We start from the raw sequence: 20,674 nt of genomic DNA, 5'->3' as shown, positions 1-20,674 counted from the left end.
CCATGCCTACCGTGCGCGAGCAGCTGCTCGCTCGCGTGGGCGATCACTCCCCCGGGCTGCTGGCCGGTGACGAGTCCTGGACGTGGGACCAGGTCGTGCGGGAGTCGAGCGTGCGCGCGTCGATCCTGGGCGAGCTGCTGCCCGACGGCGAGCCGCCGCACGTCGGCGTCCTGCTCGACAACGTGCCGGAGTTCGCCTTCCTCCTCGGGGGTGCCGCACTCGGCGGGCAGGTCCTCGTCGGGCTCAACACCACGCGGCGCGGCGAGGCGCTCGCGGCCGACATCGCGCGCGCCGACGTCCAGGCGGTCGTCACGGACTCGACGTACGTCGACCTCCTCGAGGGCGTCGACGTCCCGGTGCTGCCCCTCGACTGTCCCGACTGGGCCGAGCTGCTCGACGACCACGCCGGCGCCGCCGTGCCCGACGCCGCGGTCGGGCCCGACGACCTGCTGATGCTGATCTTCACGTCCGGCACGTCGGGCGAGCCGAAGGCCGTCAACGTCACCCAGGCCAAGATCGCCTACCCGGGGCAGTTCCTCTCCGAGCGCTTCGGGCTCGGTCCGGCCGACGTCGCCTACCTGTCGATGCCGATGTTCCACTCCAACGCGATCATGGCCGGCTGGGGTCCGGCCCTCGCCGCGGGCACCACCATCGCCCTCGCGCCGAGGTTCTCGGCGTCCGGGTTCCTGCCCGACGTACGTCGTTATGGGGCGACGTACGCCAACTACGTCGGCAAGCCGCTCACCTACATCATGGCCACGCCCGAGGCGGCCGACGACGCGGACAACCCGCTGCGGCTGGTCTTCGGCAACGAGGCCAACGACCGCGACATCGCCGGGTTCGGTGAGCGCTTCGGCTGCGTGGTCGTCGACTCCTACTCGTCGACCGAGAACGCCGTGATCGTGCAGCGCGTCCCGGAGATGCCGCCCGGGTCCCTCGGGCGGCCGGTCGAGGGCGTGCAGGTGCTGGACCCCGAGACGATGGCGGAAGTGCCGGACGCCGTGTTCGGCCCGTCCGGCGAGCTGCTCAACGCCGAGGAGGCGACCGGCGAGCTGGTGAACACGGCCGGGGCCGGTGCGTTCGCGGGCTACTACAAGGACCCCGACGCGGAGGCCGAGAGGATGCGCGGCGGGATGTACTGGTCGGGCGACCTCGCCTACCGGGACGCCGACGGCTTCGTCTACTTCGCCGGCCGCACCGCCGACTGGCTGCGCGTCGACGGCGAGAACCTCGCCGCCGCCCCCATCGAGCGGATCCTGCTCCGCCACCCGTCCGTCGAGGAGGCGGCGGTGTACGCCGTCCCCGACGAGTCGGTCGGCGACCAGGTGATGGCCGCCCTGGTGGTCCGCGGCCCGCTCTCGCCCGCCGACCTCGAGACCTTCCTCGACGACCAGCCCGACCTGTCGCCCAAGGGCCGGCCGCGCTACGTCCGGATCCTCTCCACCCTCCCCCGCACCGCCACCAACAAGGTGCTCAAGCGGTCGCTGGCGGGCGAGGGACCGGTCGCCGGCGACGGCGAGCTGTGGACCCGCGAGGCCCGCGGGACGTCGTACTCACCCGTTGGTTGAGGAGGTCGCGCCAGCCAGTGGGTTGAGGAGGTCGCGCCAGCCCGTGGGTTGAGGAGGTTGCGCTAGCAACCGTCTCGAAACCCCCGCAGGCAACGCGCTACGTCAGTCTCCGGGGTTTCGAGACAGGACTTCGTCCTTCCTCAACCACCGGTGCCGCTGGTTGAGGAGGTTGCGCTGGCAACCGCACTCGTTGCCCCCGCAGCCAACGCGCTACGTCAGTCTCCGGGGTTTCGAGACAGGACTTCGTCCTTCCTCAACCACCGGAGCCGTGGGTTGAGGAGGCTGCGCTAGCAACCGCACTCGTTGCCCCCGCAGCCAAGGCGCTACGTCGGTCTCAACCCCCGACGGGCGCGGGTGACGGCTCCGCGTCGGCCTCGCTGAACGGCGTGCCCCCGCCGAAGGAGTCGGAGACCTGGGCGCCGTCGAGGACGCGGTACGGCGCGGGAGAGCTCGCGGCCCGGGTCCTGAGCGCCTCGACGGGCACGGCCGCGCGGGAGCCCACGATCACGAGGTTGCCGAGACGCTTGGCGCGCAGGGTGGCCGGCTCAGCGGTGAGCAGCACCTCGGGGAAGACCGTCCGCAGGCCGGCGACCACGCGCCGGGTCCAGCCGAAGGGCGCGCGATCCGTGACGTTGAGGACGACCTGACCGGACGGCTCGAGGACCCGGGCGACGTCGGCGAAGAAGGCAGCGGTGACCAGGTCGCCGGGCACCCGCGCGTCGGCGAACGCGTCGACCACGACCAGCTCGGAGAAGCCGTCGCGCAGCGCGGCGATCCCGGACCGGCCGTCGACGGGTCGGACCTTGATGCCGCTGCGGTCGGGCAGCGGGAGCTCGCTGCGGACCAGGTCGGTGACCGCGACGGCCGGCTCCAGCACCACCTGCGCGGACCTAGGTCGCGTGGTGGCGACGTACCGAGGCAGCGTCATCGCCGCCCCGCCGACGTGGACCACGCGCACCGGTGCACCCGGCGCAGCACACGCGTCGACGACGTCGCCCAGGCGGCGTACGTAGTCGAAGACGAGGCGGGTCGGGTCGTCGAGGTCGACGTACGACTGGCCCATCCCGGACATCCGCAGCAGGTAGGAGCCCGACCGGTCCCCCGGCACGATCTCGACGTCCTCCACGGGACGCAGCGTCCCACGGCTCCCCCGCAGCGGGTGACCCCGGCACCGGTGCGGAGCCGCTAGGTTCGCGCCATGGGACGGCTCCGGCTCGGCGATCTCGGTCGCGCGCTGCTCGCGCTCGTCGGGGCGACCCTCGGTCTGCTGGTCTCGTCCTGGCTGGTCCCCGGCTTCGACATCGGCACCTGGCAGCAGGCCGTCCTGACCGCGGTCCTGATCGCCGCGTGCGGGGTGGTGCTGCGCTTCGTGCTGATCCGGGGAGCGGTGCTCGTGGGCTGGGTCGGATCGATCCTGGTCGGGCTGTTCGTCCAGGCGCTGGCCGTCTGGATCGTCGTCTACGTGCCCCAGGGCGGCGGCGCCGACGACCTCGGCTGGGCGCTGCTCGCGTCATGGGTGATCGCCGCGGTCTCGACCCTCTTCGTCTGGATCGGCACGGCCGGCACCGACGACGCGGTCACCGCCTCGCTGCTGCGCAGCGCCCGGCGCAAGCGGGTCGTGCTCGACGACCCCGACGTCCCGGGCATCGTCTTCGTCCAGGCCGACGGGGTGCCCTACCCGGTGCTCGACTGGTGCGTCCGCGCCGGCACGCTGCCCACCCTGTCGCGCTGGATCCGCTCCGGGACCCACCAGCAGGTCGAGTGGCGCCCGAAGCTGCCCGCGACCACGCCTGCGAGCCAGATGGGCATCCTGCACGGCACCATCGACGGCATCCCCGCCTTCCGGTGGCTCGACCGCCCCTCCGGCAAGGTCTTCGTCGCCAACCGGCCCGCCGACGCTGTGCTCATCGAGGCCCTGCACTCCGACGGGCTCGGTCTGCTCGCGGACGACGGGGTTTCGGTGAGCAACCTCTTCACCGGCGACGCCCCGACGGCGTACGCCACGATGAGCGCGATCGGCCGCAGCCGCGAGACCCGGGAGTCGCGCCGCACGATCTCGGAGTACCTCGCCCGTCCGAACGGCTTCACCCGCAGCTTCTCCCGCGCGCTCAGCGAGCTCGCCCGCGAGCGCTTCCAGGCCGCGCGGGCGCGGCGCCGCGACATCCGGCCACGCGTCCACCGCGGCTGGGCGTTCGCCGGCGAGCGGGCCGCCCTCACCGGGGTGATCCGCGACCTCAACACCACCCTGGTCTCCGACGCCATGCTGAAGGGTCGTCGCAGCATCTACGTGGACTACGTCGACTACGACGCGGTGGCCCACCACGCCGGGATCCTCCAGCCCGAGTCGCTCGACGCCCTGGCCGGCATCGACGCCGTCCTCGCGCAGATCGAGGCCATCGCGGCGGTCGCGCCCCGGAAGTACCACATCGTCGTGCTCTCCGACCACGGTCAGTCGCAGGGGGCGATCTTCGCCGACCGGTACGGCGAGGACCTCGCCGCGCTGGTCTCCCGGCTCTCCCGGACGGCGACGATCACGTCGGTCGAGAACGCCGAGGGCAGCGGCGCGCTGAACTCGATGGTCGCCGGCAACGCGTCGCCCGACAGCGTGGTGGGTCGAGCCCTCGGCCGGGCCTCGGACCGGATCACCGCCGAGACGTTCGAGACCCGTGAGCCCGACCAGGCCGCGCCCGCGGAGCAGTTCCTCGTCTTCGGGTCCGGCAACCTCGGCCTGATCTACGTCACGGGAGAGCAGGAGCGGCTGGGCCTCGACGAGCTTGATGCCCGATTTCCGGCCCTGGTGCCCGGTCTGGTCGCCCACCCGGGCATCGGCTTCACGGTCGTGCACACGCAGGAGCACGGGCCGGTCGCGTTCGGTGCGGGTGGTGAGCACCGGGTCCGCGACGGCGTCGTCGTCGGCGTCGACCCGCTGGCGAGGTTCGGGCCGCACGCGCCGGAGTTCGTGCTGCGCGCGGCCACCATGCCGGAGGCTCCGGACATCTACGTCAACAGCCTGATCGACGACATGGACGAGGTGGCGGCGTTCGAGGGCCTGGTCGCGTGCCACGGCGGCCTCGGCGGCTGGCAGGACCGGGGCATGGTCGTGCACCCGGTCGACCTCGAGATGCCCGCGGAGATGGTCGTGGGGGCAGACACCCTGCACCGGGTGCTCGTCGGCTGGCTCGAAGGATGCGGCCACCGCACCGGCCTGGTCGGACATGATCGGGGCCGAACCCCAGGAGGAGCACCGTGACCGAGGCCCCACCCCCCCGACTCACGTCGCGGTTCTTCGTCGACGGCACGAGCGCGGGCTCGCGCCGCCCGATCGACGTCGCCCTGGCGGCCGTCGGGCTGCTCGTCGCCCTCGGCTGTGCCCGTGCGGCCCACCACCGCGGCGTCCTCGACGACGCCGTGCGCGGGGTGGCCGAGGACCTGCCGCGCTGGGCGACGTCACTCTTCGACGCGGCGTACGCCGTGGGCGCGATCTACGCGCTCGGCGTCGTGATCGCCGTGGTGCTCACTGCGACCCGGCGCGGCCGGCTCCCGCTGGCGGTCGTCCTCGCCATCGGCGCGGCGATCGGCGGCGCCGCCATCGCGTCGTACGTCGCCGGCGCGGGCTTCCCCGACATCGACCCCGGTCGGGTCCAGAGCGGTTCCCCGCACGGCTTCCCCACGCTGCGCGTCGCGATCGTGACGTCGGTGCTGATGGTGCTGCGCCCGTTCGTCGTCACGACGATCCGGCGCTTCCACATCGTCGTCGTGGCCCTGCAGTGCATCGCCGCCTGGGCGATCGGGATCGCCGGCCCCACCGACGTGCTCGGTGCGCTCGCGATCGGCTTCGCCGCTGCCGGCCTCACCCTCGTGCTCATCGGCTCCCCGGCCGGCCACCCCGACGTCCGCCAGGTCGCCGCCTCCCTGTCCCACCTGGGGATGCGCGTCACCGGCCTGCGTTTCGCCGAGAACCAGCCGTGGGGCGCCCGCATCCTGTACGGCGAGTCGAGTGCGGGTGAGCCGCTGCTGGTCAAGGTCTACGGCCGCGACGCCACCGACGCCAGGCTGGCCGCGCGCTGGTGGCGCACCCTGCTCTACCGCGACGAGGCCACCCCCGGTGCGACCCGGCTCCAGATGGTCGAGCACGAGGCACTGCTGACCCTGCTCGCGAAGCGGGCCGGCGCGCAGGTCGACGAGCTCGTCGCCGCGGCCGAGAACGACGGCGACGCGATCCTGGTCCTCGCCGCTCCCGGCGCGCCGCTCTCCGAGGCAGCGGACGTGGGTGACGACCTGCTGCAGCAGACGTGGGCCGCGGTCGGCGCCATGCACGCGGCGGGGCTCTCCCACGGTGAGCTCACCCTCGAGCACGTCTCGGGCGACTCGGGTGCGCCGGTCTTCACCGAGTTCAGCTCCGGGACGGTCGCCGCCACCGACGCCCAGCGCGCCCAGGACGTGGCCGTGCTCCTGACCAGCCAGGCGCTCCAGGTGGGCCCGGATCGCGCGGTCGACGCCGCCATCGCCGGCCTCGGCGCGGAGGGCGTGTCGGCGGCGCAGCCCTATCTCCAGCGCGCCGCCCTCCCCAGGTCCCTGCGCGGCGACAAGGGCCTCAAGACGCTGATCGCGGCCATCCAGACCACGATCGCCGATCGCACCGGCACGGAGCCGCCGCCGCCGGCCGAGATCGTCCGGGTCCGTCCGCGGGACCTGCTGCAGACCGGGTTCATCCTGTTCGCGGCGTACATCCTGCTCACCACGCTCGTAAACCTCGACTGGTCCACGGTCTGGGCGACCTGGAGCAACGCCACCTGGGCGTGGGTCGTCGTCGGTCTGGCGATCTGCCAGCTCACCTCGGTCGCCGACGCGGGGACGGCGCTGTCGACGGTGCGGACCCGCCTGCCGCTGGTCCCGCTCGTGCACCTGCAGTACGCCGTGAAGACGGTCGGCCTCGCGATCTCGGCCACGCTCGGCCGGGTCGCGCTCTACACGACGTTCTTCCGCCGCTACGGCGAAGGGCCGTCCGTCGCGGTCACGGCGACCGGCCTCGACTCCATGGCGGCATCGGTCGCCAACGTCGTGGTGGTCGGGATCTCGCTCTTGATCGCCCAGAGCCTGCCCGACCTGGAGCTCTCCGGCCCCGACAACCTCGACCGGATCATCGTGCTGCTCGTCGTGGTGCTCGCGCTCTCCGCAGTCGCCGTGGTCCTGGTCCCGAAGCTGCGCACGCAGGTGCTGATGATGCTGCGCAGCCTGCGCGACTCCCTGCAGGTCGTCACCGCGAGCCCGGCGCGGGCCTTCGGGCTGTTCGGCACCAACCTGCTGTCGCTGATGATCACCGCGCTGTGCCTCGAGACCCTGGTCCGGGGCCTGCACCCGTCGATCTCCTACGGCTCCGCGCTGTTCGTGGTGGCCGGAGCGTCCCTCTTCGCCGCCCTGGTGCCGGTGCCCGGCAACGTCGGCGTCGGCGAGGCGGCGATCGCGGCCGGCCTGGTCGCCGTGGGCATCCCGTCGGGACCGGCGTTCGCGATCGCGGTCTCCCAGCGGATGTGCACGACCTACCTGCCGTCGCTCTTCGGCATCTACTCCCTGCGCTGGCTCCGCAAGGAGGACTTCATCGACTGAGCGGCTAGCCCGCCGACTCGCGGGCCGCCCAGTTGAAGACGCCCTGCGACATCGTCGACGCCTCGTGCGACGCACGGGTCGAGAAGACCTGCAAGCGCACCTGGGCGATGGCCGCGTCGCCGGGTGCGGCCTGCGAGGCCAGCTCGGCGAGGTGGCCGGCGAGCCGGTCGTCACCGGCCTCGAGCACCTCGAGGGCACGCTCGGCCAGTCGTCCCGCTCCCCCTGCCAGCGCCGCGAGCTCGGCGGCGAGGTCGGCGGCGGGCGCCGGCTTGAGGTGTGCCGGGTCGCCGTCCCACCAGCCGCCGTACAGACGCCAGACGTTGCGTACGACGAACTCCGGCTCGTCGTAGACCGGTCGCAGGTAGGGCCGGTCGAGCAGGTGCTGCGGGCCGCGGACGGTGTGGACGATCTCGTCGAGGCGGGCGCCGGCGTTCATCATCGCGACGGTCTCGTCGTGGAGGTGGTCGAGCAGGTCCGCGCTGTCGATGAGTGCCTGGCGGATCCGGTCGGCGCCGATCACGGGCACGCCGTGGCCGGGCAGCAGGATCTCGGCCCCGAGCTCGGCCATGGTGCGCAGCCCGGCGGCCCACTCGCGCGGGTAGCGCTGGACCTTCTGCGGGTTGCCGGCGTTGGGCGACGCCCAGATGAAGAGGTCGCCGCTGCAGAGCACCTTGCGCTCGGGCACCCACGTGTAGGTGTGGTCGTCGGTCTCGCCCTTGCAGTGGGTCAGGTCGAGGTCGAGCCCACCGATGCTCAGCGACGTCGCGTCGGCGTACGTCTCGTCGGGGTAGCGGTACTCCCGCGGCCAGCGCAGGTCCGGCAGCCCGAACTGGCGCTGGTTGATGACCTCGTTGTAGCCCGCGGTGAGGATGTAGCGGTCGAAGCGGGCCGGCATCCGTTCGTGCGCGACCACGCGCGGCGCGGCCCAGCCGTTGGTGCGCGCCTCCTCCTCGAACGGTGCGACGCCGAAGACGTGGTCGATGTGGCCGTGGGAGAAGACCGCGGTGTTGAGCCGGGTCGAGTTCCAGCGCCTCAGCGTCGTGTGGATGTGCTGGGCGAACGGTGCGCTGCCGGTGTCGACGAGCGTCAGGCCGTCGTCGGTGGCCAGCGCCGCGACGTTGGCGAAGGCCGGCACGAAGGCGACCCCGTCCGCGACCTCCTCGGCCTCGCCGGACAGCGAGAACGGGTGCGTGTCCTCGATCCGGCGTACGCCGGTCCAGAGGTCGTCGGCGATGTCGACGATGCTCGCGGGGTCGGTCACGGGAGCTCCTGGACGAGGGGTTCGACCAGCAGGGCGGCCGCCGAGGTGACCCGGGTGGAAGCGACGGCGGGAGCGTCGTCGGGAAGCGCGGTGACGACGACGGTCGACCAGGTCCGGCCGTCGCCGACCGGCGTCCCGTCGACGGCGAGCACCAGCCGACCGGGGCCGGGAACGGGGCGGGCGTCAGGCCCGAGGAGCTCGACCAGGACCCGGGACGCACCGGCCACCGAGCCGCTGATCGGCCGGGCCACGGCGATGATCGTCTCGAGCATGCCGGCCTCCTTGTGGACGTGGCGCTCCAGGAAGTCGGGCCGGTCCTGCATGTCGATGAACGACCGCACCGACGGGTAGCCCACGACGGCCACCCGGTCCCAGGGCGTCTCGCCCGCGAGCTGGTCGGCCACGTCGCCGAAGAACAGGATCTCCGCGCCGAGGTCGTGCAGGATCGCGACCGGCGCGTAGAGGTCGTCCGCCTCCCGCCCACTGCGGCCGGACCCGGCGTCGGGATGGCCGGGCGGGTAGTCGGCGACGTCGCGGTAGCGCATCAGGTTGAGCATCAGGAAGGGTGCGTCCTGGTCGACCGTGGTCGCCCGCAGCTTCGCGACGTACTCGTGGTCGAGCGTGCCGTACGTCGAGCGTTCGGTGTGCCGCGACATGCTTGATGACACGTGCACTGCCACTACTTCTCGCTCGCGCCGGCGATCAGTGCCGTGGTCCCGGACACCAGGGCGCGTCGCGTACGGGTGATCGTGAAGCCCCGGCGGACCCGCATCAGCTCGATCGTCTCGAAGGAGCAGAGCCCGTCGATGCCGGCCAGCAGCTCCTCGGCACGGGCTGGGACGAGGGTGCTCGCCTCGAGCGCGAACTGCGCGGCCACCTGCTCCGCAAGCAGGTCGCGGCGCTGGCGGACCTGCTCGGCGATCTGGACCGAGAACGGCGCGCGGAGCATCGCAGCACGGATCGTCGGGGCCAGCTTGGCGTGCAGCTGGAGGCGTTGGTTGACCAGCGCCAGGATGCGTTCGGCCTGGGATCCCTCCCCGAGGTGCTCGAGTCCGTAGAGCTCTCCCACCAGCATCACGCGGCGCTCGATGGCCAGGTGGAGCAGCGCCTCGGTGTCCTCGAAGTAGCGGTAGACCGAGCGCAGCGACACCCCCGACCGCGCGGCGACGTCCTCGACGGACGGCGAGAAGTTGCCCTCCACGAACATCTCGTGGACGGTGTCGAGCACGGCGTCGCTGTTGCGTCCGCGACGCGCGGTGCGACCGTCGACAGGCTTGGTCATGAGCCACAGGGTACGGCGTACGAGCACCTCAGGGCGAGGGTCACGCGGCGATCTTTTGTCATTTTATTGCCAAATGATCGTTGACAGGACCGCCCGTCAGCGCCGACGATCGCAGTGCACGAACGGACCGGGCCGACCGCCCACGATGCTGTACCGACGGCCTGGGGAGCCGCTCCATGACCGATCTGCCTGGAGTGTTCGGGACTGTCGCTCCCTACATCGACGACTACGGCTACTTCGCGGTGGCCGCCATGGTCTTCCTCGCCAACCTCGCGATCCCCGTGCCGGGGGACGCCACGCTGATCGTGGCCGCGATCTACACGGTGTCGGGCGAGCTCAGCATGTTCCCGGTCGTCGTCGTCGCCTGGACGGCCGCCGTGCTCGGCGAGAGCGCGGCGTTCGCGATCGGGCGCTACGGGGGGCGTCCGCTGGCGATCAGGCTCGGACGCCGCTTCGGCGTGACCCACGAGGTCCTGGACACGGTCGAGGCGTTCTACGCACGCCACGGCACGGCGACCGTGGTGATCGGACGCTTCCTCCCGCTGCTGCGCCGGGTCAACGGGATTGTCGCCGGCCTCACCGAGATGACCTGGCGCCGGTTCCTCGTCGCCAACGCGGCCGGCGCCGCGATCTGGGTCGGCCTCTGGATGGTCATCGGCCGACAGGCCGGCAACAACATCGACGCCGTCAACCGCTTCCTCACCCGCGGGGCGCCACTCATCGGTGTGCTCTTCGTGGTCGTCGTCGTCCTCTACGCCGTACGACGTCGCCGGCGGCGCAGGGCGACCGGTGACCCGCTCCAACCGACCACGGAGGAGGAAGCCGCATGATCGAGGTGACCCTGCTCGGCACCGGGACCCCGCTGCCCGACGCCCATCGGGCCGGACCGGCCACGCTCGTCCGGGCCGGCGCCGCGACGTTCCTCGTCGACGCCGGGCGCGGGGTGGTGATGCGCGCGGCCGGCGCAGGTTCCGGGGCGAACCAGCTGTCCGCCGTACTCCTCACGCACCTGCACAGCGACCACATCACCGACCTCGGCGACCTGGTGACCACCCGGTGGATCACCACGTTCGAGCCGTCGCCGCTGGTGGTCGTCGGTCCGCCCGGCACGGTGGACGTGACGGCGGCCGTCCTGGAGTCGCTCACCGCTGACATCGGCTACCGCACCACCCACCACGAGGACCTCGACGGCCCGCCGCCGGTCGAGGTCCGCGAGGTCGGTCCTGGCGTCGTCGTCTGGGACGACGGCGAGGTCGTCGTCCGCACCGCTGCCACCGACCACCGCCCGGTGGACCCGACGCTCGCCTACCGGATCGAGCACGCCGGCCACGCGGTCGTCGTCGCCGGCGACACCGTCCCGTGCGCCACCCTCGACGAGCTCTGCCTCGGCGCCGACGCCCTGGTGATCACCGCCATCCGCCGCGACGTGCTGGAGACGATCCCGCTCCCCCGGCTCCAGGACATCCTCGACTACCACTCGTCGGTCGAGGACGCGGCCGAGACCGCCGCGCGCGCCGGGGTCTCCACCCTCGTCCTCACCCACTACGTCCCCGCACTCGTGCCCGGCACCGAGGACGAGTGGCGTGCCATCGCCGGCTCCCGGTTCGACGGCCGGATCGAGCTCGGCGACGACCTGCACCGGGTCGAGATCGGCTGAGCTCCCCGGATCACTGCAGGAGGGCGAGGTCCCGGCGTACGTAGCGCAGGTGCGCCCACTCCTCCTCCAGGATGATGCGGACGCAGTCGCCGACGCTCGGGTGCCAGCCGCGGTCACCCCAGGGGTCGTCGCGCTCCTCGGCCAGCAGGTCCGCCGTGGCGGTGGCCAGGAAGTCGGTCACCTGCTGCTGCCGCTCGGCCCGCACCGCGAGGACCTCGTCGAAGCTCGGGGTGTCCGCTCGCAGGATCGACATGTCGAAACCGACCTCGGCAGCGCCGGTGAAGGTCTGACCGATCTCGTGGAACGGCTGCTCGATCCGCAGCGCGCTGCCACGCAGCCAGGCATCGGTCGCCAGGACGAGGTGCCGCAGCGTCTGGGCCAGCGACCACTCGTCCTCGACGTGGGCGTCCACCAGCCCCGGAGGTGTGTCCTCCACGGTCGTCCGCCAGGCGGCCTGCACCGCGACCCATCCCTCACGCAGACCCTCCGGCGTCTGGGACTTCTGGAGCTCCCGGCCCGGGAACTGCCGGTTGAGCTCGGCCTCCACGAGCGGCACCACGTCGACCCCGTTGACGACGAGGCTGCCGAAGGCCAGGTCGTGGCTGTCGATGTCGAGCCCGCCCACGTCGACGCCGCGCATCGTCACGCCGCTGACGTCGGAGAAGCGCAGGGTCGCGCCCTTGAAGCTGGTCCTCACGAAGGTCGCGCCCTCGAACTCTGTCGTACCCGCATACGTCGTCATCGCTCCATGGTCGCTGACACCGGCTCCGACGCGGCCGGCATCCACGCAGCCCGCGCGGCGAGTTTCGCCACGGCCGGGACCGCCACGGCGAGCGAGAAGACGGCGTACCCGATCAACGTGCCGATCGCATTGCCGATCAGGTCGTCGACGTCAGCGACGCGACCGGGGCTCACCGTGAGGTCGCCGACCAGCTGGACCATCTCGATCCCCAGGCTCGCGAGGACGCCGTAGAGCACGGCACGGCGAGCCGACCCGACCCGGACGACGAGCGGGAGGAGGAAGCCGAGGGGCACGAACAGCGCGATGTTGAGCACCATCCCGATCGGGTCCTCGGCGACGTCCACGAACGGCGTCAGGTGGATCCACACCCGCCACGGCCGCGGATCGCTCGCGTCGATCGGGAACGGCAGCAGGACGTGTCCCAGCACGCCGGCGGCGTAGACACACACCGCCACAGCGACGGCCGCGCGCAGCACGGTCAGGCGGCCCCGCCGGTGCAACCACCACAGCGACAGCCCGAGCGCGACCACCGTCGCGGGCACGAGCACGGGCAGCGTCGGGATCTCTGCGGACTGCACGTCGACAACCCTAGGAACCCCGGTCGGCGGTCGCCTCCACCGGAGGTGCCGGTCGCCTGGCCGTGGGTGCCGGAGCCGCACCTCGGCTGGTCCGTCGCACCTGACGTGAGTGTCGTGAAATCAGCCGATCGACAGCTCGTACGTCAGGTGCGTGGCCCAGCCCGGGGCCGAGGTCAGCTCCAGGGCGGCCGGAACCGGGCGACGTACGCCCGGGCACGCGGCATCGGGTCGGCCCAGAACTCGTGCGGCATCCGGTGCGCCTGGGCGCCGCAGAAGTCCGCCAGCGAGCCGTCGATCGCGACCCGGGACACGGGACCCTTCTCGTACGCCGCGTTGGCCTCCACCAGCTCGCTCTCGAGGTTCCAGCCCGCGTGGTCGAAGGCGTACCAGCCCCACGTCGCGAAGGTGTGGAACACCTGGGGCTGGTCCGGGCGGCGGAGGGCACCCAGCTCGATGTCGTGCGAGGCATACACGTCGCGGCAGGCCCACGCGAGGATGTGGCAGGCGCCGGCGGCGAAGAACGCCTGGTCCGGGCGCTCCCAGGAGGCCTGCTGGTCCGAGCGCTCGAGCGTCGTACGCCGGAACTCTCCGGCCGCAAGAGGTGTCACACGTCACACGCTACCCAGCGGCGTCCGCGATCTCCCACATCAACGCGTCGTCGAGCACCTGGTCGTCCTCGGCCGAGACGACGACGCGCGACAGCCGGCCGGTGAACCGGGCGGGAGAGGGGTAGCCGCCGACGGTCAGGCCGCGGTCGCAGCCGACGTCGACGCCGGTGTATCCGGTCCTGGCCCGAGCCAGCACCGGCAGTGCGCCGGAACCTGCCTCGGTCCCGTCGACCAGCAGCGTGACGGTCCCCCCGTCGGCACGTCGGTCGATGCGCACCCCTACGTCAACGGCCCGCCCCCAGGGGACCGTTTTCGTCGAGATCGTGGTGGTGATGCCGTCACCGTGGACGTAGTGGTGGATCAGGAGTCCGTCGGCGATGCGAACCGAGTACCCGGCCGTGCGATCTCCATGCGCGAGGAGCACTCCCCCGTCGTCGGGACCGCGGAGCAGCACCTCTGCGGAGATCGAGTGCGACCGCCCCCGTACGTCGGGGGCGGCCGCATCCGGGAGCCGACTCGGCCCGGGGTACAGGGTCCAGCGACGCATCTCGTTCATCGCGGACCCTGGTCGTACCTGCCGGTGATGATCGGCCCGTTCATGCCGCCGATGATCGCGCCGAGGGGCAGCACGTCGTTGCGCGACGCCTCCGCCCACCAGAGCTCGACCATCGCGGCGAGTCGCTCGGGGTGCTCGTCGGCGAGGTCGTGGACCTCGTTCCAGTCCTCGTCGAGGTGGTAGAGCTCCCACCGGTCGCTGTCGAAGTCGGTGACCTTCTCGGCCTCACCTGTCAGCACCAGGACCGGGCTCAGCATCGGCTCGTGGTGGGCCACGGCCTTCCAGCCGTCCTGCCAGATCGCGCGCTGCCCGTTCATCTCGAAGTACTGCACGGTCCGCCGGGTCGGCGTCGACGCCGAGGCGAACGTGTAGCGCATGCTCTCGCCGTCCATCGGCCGCTGCTCGACGCCCTTGACGGACGCGGGCGCGGACATCCCCGTCACGTCGAGCGCGGTCGGGGTGACGTCGACGGCGTGGTGGAACTGGGTCCGGATCCCGCCGGGGTCGGCGATCTCGCCGGGCCACCGCACGATCAACGGCGACCGCACGCCGCCACCGTGGGTGTCCTGCTTCCAGCGCTTGAGCGGGGTGTTGCCGGCCATCGACCAGCCGGTGGAGTAGGTGTTGACCCACTGCTCCTCGCCGATCTCGTCGAGGTGCTCGCGGACGACGGCGAGCTCCTGCTCGGGCGCGTCGTAGCCGGTGAAGAACTTCACCGCGTTCATCGAGCCGACCTCGCCGCCCTCCTGGCTGGCTCCGTTGTCGCTGAAGAGCACGAAGAGCGTGTTGTCGAGCTCGCCCATCTCCTCGAGGGCGGCGACCAGCCGTCCCAGGTGCTCGTCGGTGTGCTCGACCATCCCGGCGTACGCCGCCTGGAGCCGCACCATCGCGGCCTGGTCCTCGGGGGCGTAGTCGTCCCAGGCGCGTACGCCGGGGTTGCGCTCGGGCAGCGGGGTGTCGGCGTCGAGCAGGCCGAGCTCCTTCTGGCGCGCGAGCCGGTCGGCGCGAGTGGCGTCCCAGCCCTTCTCGAAGACCGGGACGTACTTGTCGACGTACTCCTTCGGCACGTGGTGCGGGAAGTGCGGTGCGCAGAACGCGACGTAGAGGAAGAACGGCTTCTCGGCGTCGCCGTTGCGCTGGTCGTGCACGTAGCCGATCGCCTTGTCCACGATGTCGGCGGTGAAGTGGTAGTCCGGGTCGTCGGGCTGCTCGGTCCAGTGGTTGTCCTCGATCAGGTCCGGCCGCCACTGGTTCGTCATCCCGTCGGGGGTGCCGTAGTAGCGGTCGAAGCCGCGCTGGAGCGGCCACTGGGCGAAGGGGCCGGCCCCGGTGAACTGGTTCATCGGCGTGAGGTGCCACTTGCCGACCCCGAGGGTCGTGTAGCCCTGGCTCTGCGCCATCTCCCCGAGCGTCGCGGTCGAGTGGTGCAGCTCGCCGCGGTAGCCCGGGTAGCCCATCGCGAAGTTCGGGAGCAGGCCCATGCCGGTCGCGTGGTGGTTCTGACCGGTGAGCAGGCAGGCCCGGGTCGGCGAGCAGAGCGGCGTCACGTGGAAGTTCGTGTAGCGCAGCCCCTCGGCGGCCAGCCGGTCCGCCGTCGGGGTCGAGATCTCGGAGCCGAAGCAGCCGAGGTCGGACCACCCGAGGTCGTCGTACAGGACGTAGACGACGTTGGGTGCGCCCTCGCGCGCACGCACGGGCGACGGGAAGGCGGGCGACGAGTCGGCGAACGTGCGCCCGATCGTGGGGTGGCTCGACGACATGGTCAGACGCTAGCAACTATTGGCAAGACTTGTGCCAAATGATAGACCTTCCCTCATGACGACGACGGTCTCGCAGATGTCGGTGGAGGCCTCGGTCGATGCGGTCTGGGACGTGCTGGCCGGCTTTGCCGACATCAGCCGCTGGGCGAACGGTGTCTCGCAGAGCAGCCTCCTCAGCGCGGGCTCGCCCGGACCGGGTGCGGTACGCCGCGTCCAGGTCGGTCGCTCGGCGCTGCGGGAGACGGTCACGACCTGGGAGCCCGGGAGCAGGCTCGCCTACGACATCGCCGGGCTGCCCGCGATCGTGAAGTCCGCCAGCAACACCTGGACCCTCGAGCCCGACGCCCGTGGCACCTCGATCACCCTGACCGGCGCCATCGAGACCCGGGGCGGTCCCCTGGTCGCCAAGATCGTCGCGGGCAAGGTCGGCCAGGCCAACGAGGACCTGGTCCAGGACCTCGCGTCCCACCTCTGGAGGCAGCAGCGATGACCCAGTCAGCCCACGGTCGCCCCGACGTCGTGATCCTGATGACCGACGAGGAGCGCGCGGCCCCGCCGTACGAGGGCGCGGAGCTGACCGCCTGGCGGCAGCGCACGCTGGCCGGCACCCGCTGGTTCACCGAGAACGGCGTGTCCTTCGAGCGGCACTACACCGGCTCGCTCGCGTGCGTGCCGTCGCGCCCCACGATCTTCACCGGCCACTACCCCGACGTCCACGGCGTCACCCAGACCGACGGCCTCGGCAAGGCGGCGGACGACAGCCGGATGCGCTGGCTCCCCCGCGGCGAGGTGCCGACGCTCGGCAACTGGTTCCGCGCCGCCGGCTACGACACCCACTACGACGGCAAGTGGCACATCAGCCACGCCGACCTCCACGACGCGGACGGGCGTCGCCTCGAGACCAACACACCGTCCGGCGAGGTCCTGCCGGACGCGGTCCGCACCTACCTGGACGCTGACCCGCTCGCGCCGTACGGCTTCTCGGGGTGGGTGGGGCCAGAGCCGCACGGCGCGAGCCTCTCCGACAGCGGCCTGCGCCGGGACCCGCTCATCGCCGACCGGCTGGTCGCCTGGCTCGAGGACCGCTACGCCCGCCGGGAGGCCGGTGACGTCGACGCGCTGAAGCCGTTCCTGCTCGTCGCCAGCTTCGTGAACCCCCACGACATCGTGCTCTTCCCGAAGTGGGTACGCCGGATGCCCATCGGGCCCGGCCCGCTCGATCCGCCGCACGTCACCGAGGCGCCGACCGCCAACGAGGACCTCAGCCTCAAGCCGGCCGCGCAGATCGCCTACCGGGAGTCCTACCCGTCGGCGTACGGCCCGCCCTCGGCGATCGGTCGGATCTACCGCGCGAAGGCGCAGGCCTACCGCGACCTCTACTACCGCCTGCACGCCGAGGTCGAGGGCCCGCTCGATCGCGTACGCCGCGCCGTCACCGCCGGCTCGACCGAGGCGGTCCTGGTGCGTACGTCGGACCACGGCGACCTCCTCGGCGCCCACGGTGGCCTGCACCAGAAGTGGTTCAACCTCTACGACGAGGCCACCCGCGTCCCGTTCATCGTCGCGAAGGTCGGCGGGGCGCCGACGACCGCTGCCCGCGTGACCGACGTGCCGACCTCCCACGTCGACCTCGTGCCCACCCTGCTCGCGGCCGCCGGCATCGACGAGGCCGCCACGGCCGCGACCCTGCGCGACCACTTCACCGAGGTGCACCCGCTGCCCGGCCGCGACCTGATGCCGGTCGTCGCTGACCCGACGACGGCCGACGCGGACCGTGCGGTCTACCTGATCACCCGCGACAACATGCTCGAGGGCGACACCGGCCTGTCCGGGCTGGCCCGCCAGCTGGGTCGCAAGGCCGATCCCCCGCCGCCGCTGCGGATCCAGGTCGCCGCCCACGTCGCCGCCAACTTCGAGGCCGTCGTGGCGCGGGTGGACGGCCATCTCTGGAAGCTCGTGCGCACGTTCGACGACCCCGGCACCTGGACCGAGCCCGGCCGCCGGCACCTCGCGGCCAACGGGGCCGCGGGTCCGGAGTACCGCACCGAGCCGATCCCCGACCAGTGGGAGCTCTACGACCTCGACGCCGACCCGGTCGAGTCGCGCAACCTGTGGGACGACCCGGACAGCCGCGACGTCTTCGCCCAGCTGCAGCTCCGGTTGAAGGAGGAGCAGCGCCGATCGGTCCCCGAGCGCAACACCCCGTGGCCCTACGTCGCACGCCGCCAGGGCGAGCCCGAGCTCGTCCGTCCGCCCAAGCCGGCCCGCGCCCTGCGTCGGCTCGCCCAGCGCCTCGGCATGCACCCGGACGACACGGCTCCGGTGCAGCAGGAGGCACCTGGTCGACGCGCGCTGGTGATCGCGACCAACCACGCGACCCTCGGCGACGGCACCCCCACAGGAGTCTTCGCCTCCGAGCTCACGGTGCCCTACTACTACTTCGAGGACGCCGGGATGTACGTCGACGTCGCGAGCCCGCTCGGCGGCGTGATCCCGGTCGACCCGATGTCGATGAAGCCCGTGCTCCGCACCGAGGCCGACGACCGCTACCTCGGCGACGACATCCTGCACTCGAAGCTCCAGGACTCCCTCGCCATCGCAGACGTGGACGTCACCGACTACGACCTCGTCTACCTGGCCGGTGGCTGGGGTGCGGCGTTCGACCTCGGCGACTCCGAGCCGCTCGCTGCCCAGATGACCGCCGCTGCCGCGGCCGGCCTGGTCATGGGCGGCGTCTGCCACGGTCCGCTCGGCCTGGTGAACGCCACGACCCCTGAGGGCCGGCCGCTGGTCGAGGGTCGACGGGTCTCTGCGGTCACGGACAAGCAGGTCCGCGAGCTCAAGATCACCTCCACGCCGAAGCACCCGGAGACCGAGCTGCGCAAGGCGGGTGCGCTCTTCGAGTCGTCGACCCGCTTCCGCGACCCGTTCGCCAACCACTGGGTCGTCGACGGCAACCTGGTCACCGGCCAGAACCAGAACGCCGGCCCGATGGTCGCCCGCGAGATGGTCCGGCTGGTCCTGGACCAGGCGGAGCGATGACCGACTGGATCGACCTGAGCGCCCGGGCGTCGTTCGCGTCGCACCGGCTGGTCGGCTGGATCTACTGGGACCCGGTCGCGGTCGAGGGCTGCGCCGAGCTCGGGCTCGACGTGCCCGGCACCTACTACATCGCCAGCCGCTGCGCCCCGCTCGCGCCGGCCGGGCACCAGGCGGTGGCGGCGGCCTTCTACTCGATCAGCCCGGTCTTCATCGAGTTCGCGATGGCGCTCGCCGAGGAGCGCACGTCGTACGCCGCGATCACGGCGGTGCGCGACGCCGCGGTCGTCCAGGGGCTGCGCACCCACGTCCCCGAGATCTGCGACGGTCTCGCTGACCTGGCCAGCCCGTTGTGGGAGGCGGCCGAAGCCCTGCCCGTCTCCGGGCGCGTTCTCTTCGCCGCGCACCGGCAGCAGCCGCGTCCCGACGACCAGCTCCTGTCCGCCTGGCTGGCGGTCAACTGCATCCGCGAGTGGCGCGGTGACACCCACTTCGCGATCCTCGCCTCCCACGACCTGAGCTCCACGCAGGTCGGGCTGCTCCACAACGCGATGCTCAACTACCCCGACGAGTGGATCCCGCGCAGCCGCGGCGCCGACGACGCCGCGGTCGCGGCCGCGATGGCCGGACTCGAGGAGCGCGGCCTCGCGCACGACGGCCGGGTCAACCTCGCGGGTCTCGCCCTGCGCGACTCCATCGAGGACCAGACCAACCGGCTCGCCACCCGGGCGTGGGAGCACCTCGGCGAGCAGCGCACCCAGCAGTTCCTCGCCCTGGTCGAGCCGGTCGGCGCTCGCCTGGTCGCCCGGATCGACACCACCGCGGGACCGGAGTGGATGCCGGCCGCCCGCGAACGCCGTACGCCCGAAGGGAGCACGACATGAAGGTCCTCCGCACACCCGACGAGCGTTTCGAGGGGCTGCCCGGCTTCGACTTCGCGCCGCACTACGCCGAGGTGCCCGACGGCGACGGCGGCACGCTGCGCATGCACTACCTCGACGAGGGCCCGGCCGACGGCCCGATCGTGCTCCTCATGCACGGCGAGCCGTCGTGGTGCTACCTCTACCGGACGATGATCCCGGTGCTGGTCGACGCCGGGCTGCGCTGCATCGCCCCGGACCTCGTCGGCTTCGGGCGCTCCGACAAGCCCGCCGAGCGCGACGACTACTCCTACGCGCGGCACGTCGAGTGGGTGCGCAGCCTCCTCTTCGACGAGCTCGACCTCCGCGACATCACCTTCTTCGGCCAGGACTGGGGCGGGCTGGTCGGCCTGCGCGTCGTCGCGGAGCACCCGGACCGCTTCGCCCGGGTCGCGATCGGCAACACCGGACTGCCGACCGGGCACGAGCCGATGAGCGACGCGTTCCTCGGCTGGCAGACGTTCTCCCAGACGACGCCCGACTTCGACCTCGGCGCGATCATCAGCATGGGGGTGGTGAACCCGCTCCCGGCCGAGGTCGTGGCGGCCTACAACGCACCCTTCCCGGACGACAGCTACAAGGCCGGCGCCCGGATCTTCCCGACCCTCGTCCCCACCCGTCCCGACGACCCGGCCACGTCGGCGAACATCGCGGCTCGGGAGGTCCTGGCTGCGTGGGACAAGCCCTTCCTCACGCTCTTCTCCGACAGCGACCCCATCACCGGTGGTGGCGAGCGCTGGTTCCAGGACCACGTGGCCGGTGCCGCCGGTCAGCCGCACACGACCATCACCGGCGGCGGCCACTTCCTCCAGGAGGACCAGGGCCCCGAGATCGCCCGCCTGCTGGCAACGTTCGTCGCCGCCGACGGTTGAGGAGGTCGCGCAGCGACCGCACCCCTCCGTTGGTTGAGGAGGTCGCGCAGCGACCGTCTCGAAACCCCCGCAGCCAACGCAGGGCAATGTGCGTTGGCTGCGGACCGCTGGTGGTTGGGCGCCGACAGGCATTTACGGGGTACGGCGCGCTTCTCGTTGCGGTTGCTTCCCGGCCTGCGGGAGGCAACCGGTGGTTGAGGAGGTCGCGCAGCGACCGTCTCGAA

18 protein-coding genes are annotated in these 20,674 nt (G+C 72.0%); 9 read left to right on the top strand and 9 right to left on the bottom strand.

Features of this window, described 5'->3' with window-relative positions; genetic code table 11:
- Positions 1–2 precede the first annotated feature (2 nt).
- Positions 3–1,568, top strand: a complete 1,566-nt coding sequence (locus tag ABLE68_RS18470) for an AMP-binding protein (RefSeq protein ID WP_348874377.1) — start codon at positions 3–5, stop codon at positions 1,566–1,568.
- Between the two features lie 334 nt (positions 1,569–1,902).
- Here the strand turns inward: ABLE68_RS18470 and ABLE68_RS18465 are convergent, their stop codons facing one another.
- Entirely contained in the window at positions 1,903–2,694 is a 792-nt protein-coding gene (locus ABLE68_RS18465) for a spermidine synthase (RefSeq protein ID WP_348873392.1), read from the bottom strand.
- Positions 2,695–2,766: 72 nt separating this feature from the next.
- Here ABLE68_RS18465 and ABLE68_RS18460 point away from each other — a divergent pair, with 72 nt between their 5' ends.
- Both ABLE68_RS18460 and ABLE68_RS18455 read left to right on the top strand, forming a co-directional pair.
- Positions 2,767–4,818 carry a phage holin family protein gene (locus tag ABLE68_RS18460; protein ID WP_348873391.1) on the top strand — a complete coding sequence of 684 codons (2,052 nt, stop codon included), beginning with the start codon at positions 2,767–2,769 and terminating at the stop codon, positions 4,816–4,818.
- A complete protein-coding gene (locus tag ABLE68_RS18455; RefSeq protein ID WP_348873390.1) occupies positions 4,815–7,175 on the top strand; it encodes a lysylphosphatidylglycerol synthase domain-containing protein in 2,361 nt (786 codons plus the stop codon). The genes ABLE68_RS18460 and ABLE68_RS18455 overlap by 4 nt, the downstream gene beginning before the upstream one ends.
- Before the next feature lie 4 nt (positions 7,176–7,179).
- Here the strand turns inward: ABLE68_RS18455 and ABLE68_RS18450 are convergent, their stop codons facing one another.
- Genes ABLE68_RS18450 through ABLE68_RS18440 form a run of 3 tightly spaced genes read right to left on the bottom strand, consistent with a single transcriptional unit; the run spans position 7,180 to position 9,718 of the window.
- Positions 7,180–8,436 (bottom strand): alkyl sulfatase dimerization domain-containing protein, encoded by a 1,257-nt coding sequence (locus tag ABLE68_RS18450; protein ID WP_348873389.1) that lies wholly within the window; start codon positions 8,434–8,436, stop codon positions 7,180–7,182.
- Entirely contained in the window at positions 8,433–9,092 is a 660-nt protein-coding gene (locus tag ABLE68_RS18445; protein WP_348873388.1) for a DUF1330 domain-containing protein, read from the bottom strand. The genes ABLE68_RS18450 and ABLE68_RS18445 overlap by 4 nt, the downstream gene beginning before the upstream one ends.
- A gap of 23 nt (positions 9,093–9,115) precedes the next feature.
- Entirely contained in the window at positions 9,116–9,718 is a 603-nt protein-coding gene (locus tag ABLE68_RS18440; protein ID WP_348873387.1) for a TetR/AcrR family transcriptional regulator, read from the bottom strand.
- A 176-nt stretch (positions 9,719–9,894) separates the two neighbouring features.
- Here ABLE68_RS18440 and ABLE68_RS18435 point away from each other — a divergent pair, with 176 nt between their 5' ends.
- Together ABLE68_RS18435 and ABLE68_RS18430 are read left to right on the top strand one after the other, a co-directional pair.
- Positions 9,895–10,548, top strand: coding sequence for a DedA family protein (locus tag ABLE68_RS18435; protein ID WP_348873386.1), 654 nt, complete (start codon positions 9,895–9,897; stop codon positions 10,546–10,548).
- Complete coding sequence (locus ABLE68_RS18430) at positions 10,545–11,375, top strand: ribonuclease Z (protein WP_348873385.1); 831 nt, start codon at positions 10,545–10,547, stop codon at positions 11,373–11,375. Before ABLE68_RS18435 ends, ABLE68_RS18430 begins: the two co-directional genes overlap by 4 nt.
- 10 nt (positions 11,376–11,385) lie before the next feature.
- Here the strand turns inward: ABLE68_RS18430 and ABLE68_RS18425 are convergent, their stop codons facing one another.
- The 5 genes from ABLE68_RS18425 to ABLE68_RS18405 all read right to left on the bottom strand — a co-directional run bounded on the left by ABLE68_RS18425 (position 11,386) and on the right by ABLE68_RS18405 (position 15,619).
- The gene (locus tag ABLE68_RS18425) at positions 11,386–12,117 is read right to left on the bottom strand and encodes a DinB family protein (RefSeq protein ID WP_348873384.1); all 732 of its coding nucleotides are present in this window, start codon (positions 12,115–12,117) and stop codon (positions 11,386–11,388) included.
- Positions 12,114–12,695, bottom strand: a complete 582-nt coding sequence (locus ABLE68_RS18420) for a VanZ family protein (protein WP_348873383.1) — start codon at positions 12,693–12,695, stop codon at positions 12,114–12,116. Before ABLE68_RS18420 ends, ABLE68_RS18425 begins: the two co-directional genes overlap by 4 nt.
- A 173-nt stretch (positions 12,696–12,868) precedes the next feature.
- Positions 12,869–13,303, bottom strand: a complete 435-nt coding sequence (locus tag ABLE68_RS18415) for a hypothetical protein (protein WP_348873382.1) — start codon at positions 13,301–13,303, stop codon at positions 12,869–12,871.
- Between the two features lie 10 nt (positions 13,304–13,313).
- Complete coding sequence (locus ABLE68_RS18410) at positions 13,314–13,859, bottom strand: LamG domain-containing protein (RefSeq protein WP_348873381.1); 546 nt, start codon at positions 13,857–13,859, stop codon at positions 13,314–13,316.
- Positions 13,856–15,619 carry an arylsulfatase gene (locus tag ABLE68_RS18405; protein ID WP_348873380.1) on the bottom strand — a complete coding sequence of 588 codons (1,764 nt, stop codon included), beginning with the start codon at positions 15,617–15,619 and terminating at the stop codon, positions 13,856–13,858. Before ABLE68_RS18405 ends, ABLE68_RS18410 begins: the two co-directional genes overlap by 4 nt.
- A 55-nt stretch (positions 15,620–15,674) precedes the next feature.
- On the opposite strand from ABLE68_RS18405, the gene ABLE68_RS18400 reads away from it, so the two are divergent.
- From ABLE68_RS18400 to ABLE68_RS18385, 4 genes are read left to right on the top strand one after another with little or no spacing between them, the layout of a single operon-like run.
- Positions 15,675–16,109: an SRPBCC family protein gene (locus tag ABLE68_RS18400; RefSeq protein ID WP_348873379.1), complete on the top strand. Its 435-nt coding sequence runs from the start codon at positions 15,675–15,677 to the stop codon at positions 16,107–16,109.
- Positions 16,106–18,661, top strand: a complete 2,556-nt coding sequence (locus ABLE68_RS18395; protein WP_348873378.1) for a sulfatase-like hydrolase/transferase — start codon at positions 16,106–16,108, stop codon at positions 18,659–18,661. Before ABLE68_RS18400 ends, ABLE68_RS18395 begins: the two co-directional genes overlap by 4 nt.
- A complete protein-coding gene (locus tag ABLE68_RS18390; protein ID WP_348873377.1) occupies positions 18,658–19,542 on the top strand; it encodes an SCO6745 family protein in 885 nt (294 codons plus the stop codon). Before ABLE68_RS18395 ends, ABLE68_RS18390 begins: the two co-directional genes overlap by 4 nt.
- Positions 19,539–20,450 (top strand): haloalkane dehalogenase, encoded by a 912-nt coding sequence (locus tag ABLE68_RS18385; RefSeq protein WP_348873376.1) that lies wholly within the window; start codon positions 19,539–19,541, stop codon positions 20,448–20,450. Before ABLE68_RS18390 ends, ABLE68_RS18385 begins: the two co-directional genes overlap by 4 nt.
- Positions 20,451–20,674: the final 224 nt, after the last annotated feature.

Source organism: Nocardioides pollutisoli, assembly GCF_040045055.1.
GTDB lineage: Bacteria > Actinomycetota > Actinomycetes > Propionibacteriales > Nocardioidaceae > Nocardioides > Nocardioides tweenelious.
Note: the sequence above shows the minus strand (reverse complement) of the source record. Positions and strands in the feature narration are given on the sequence as shown.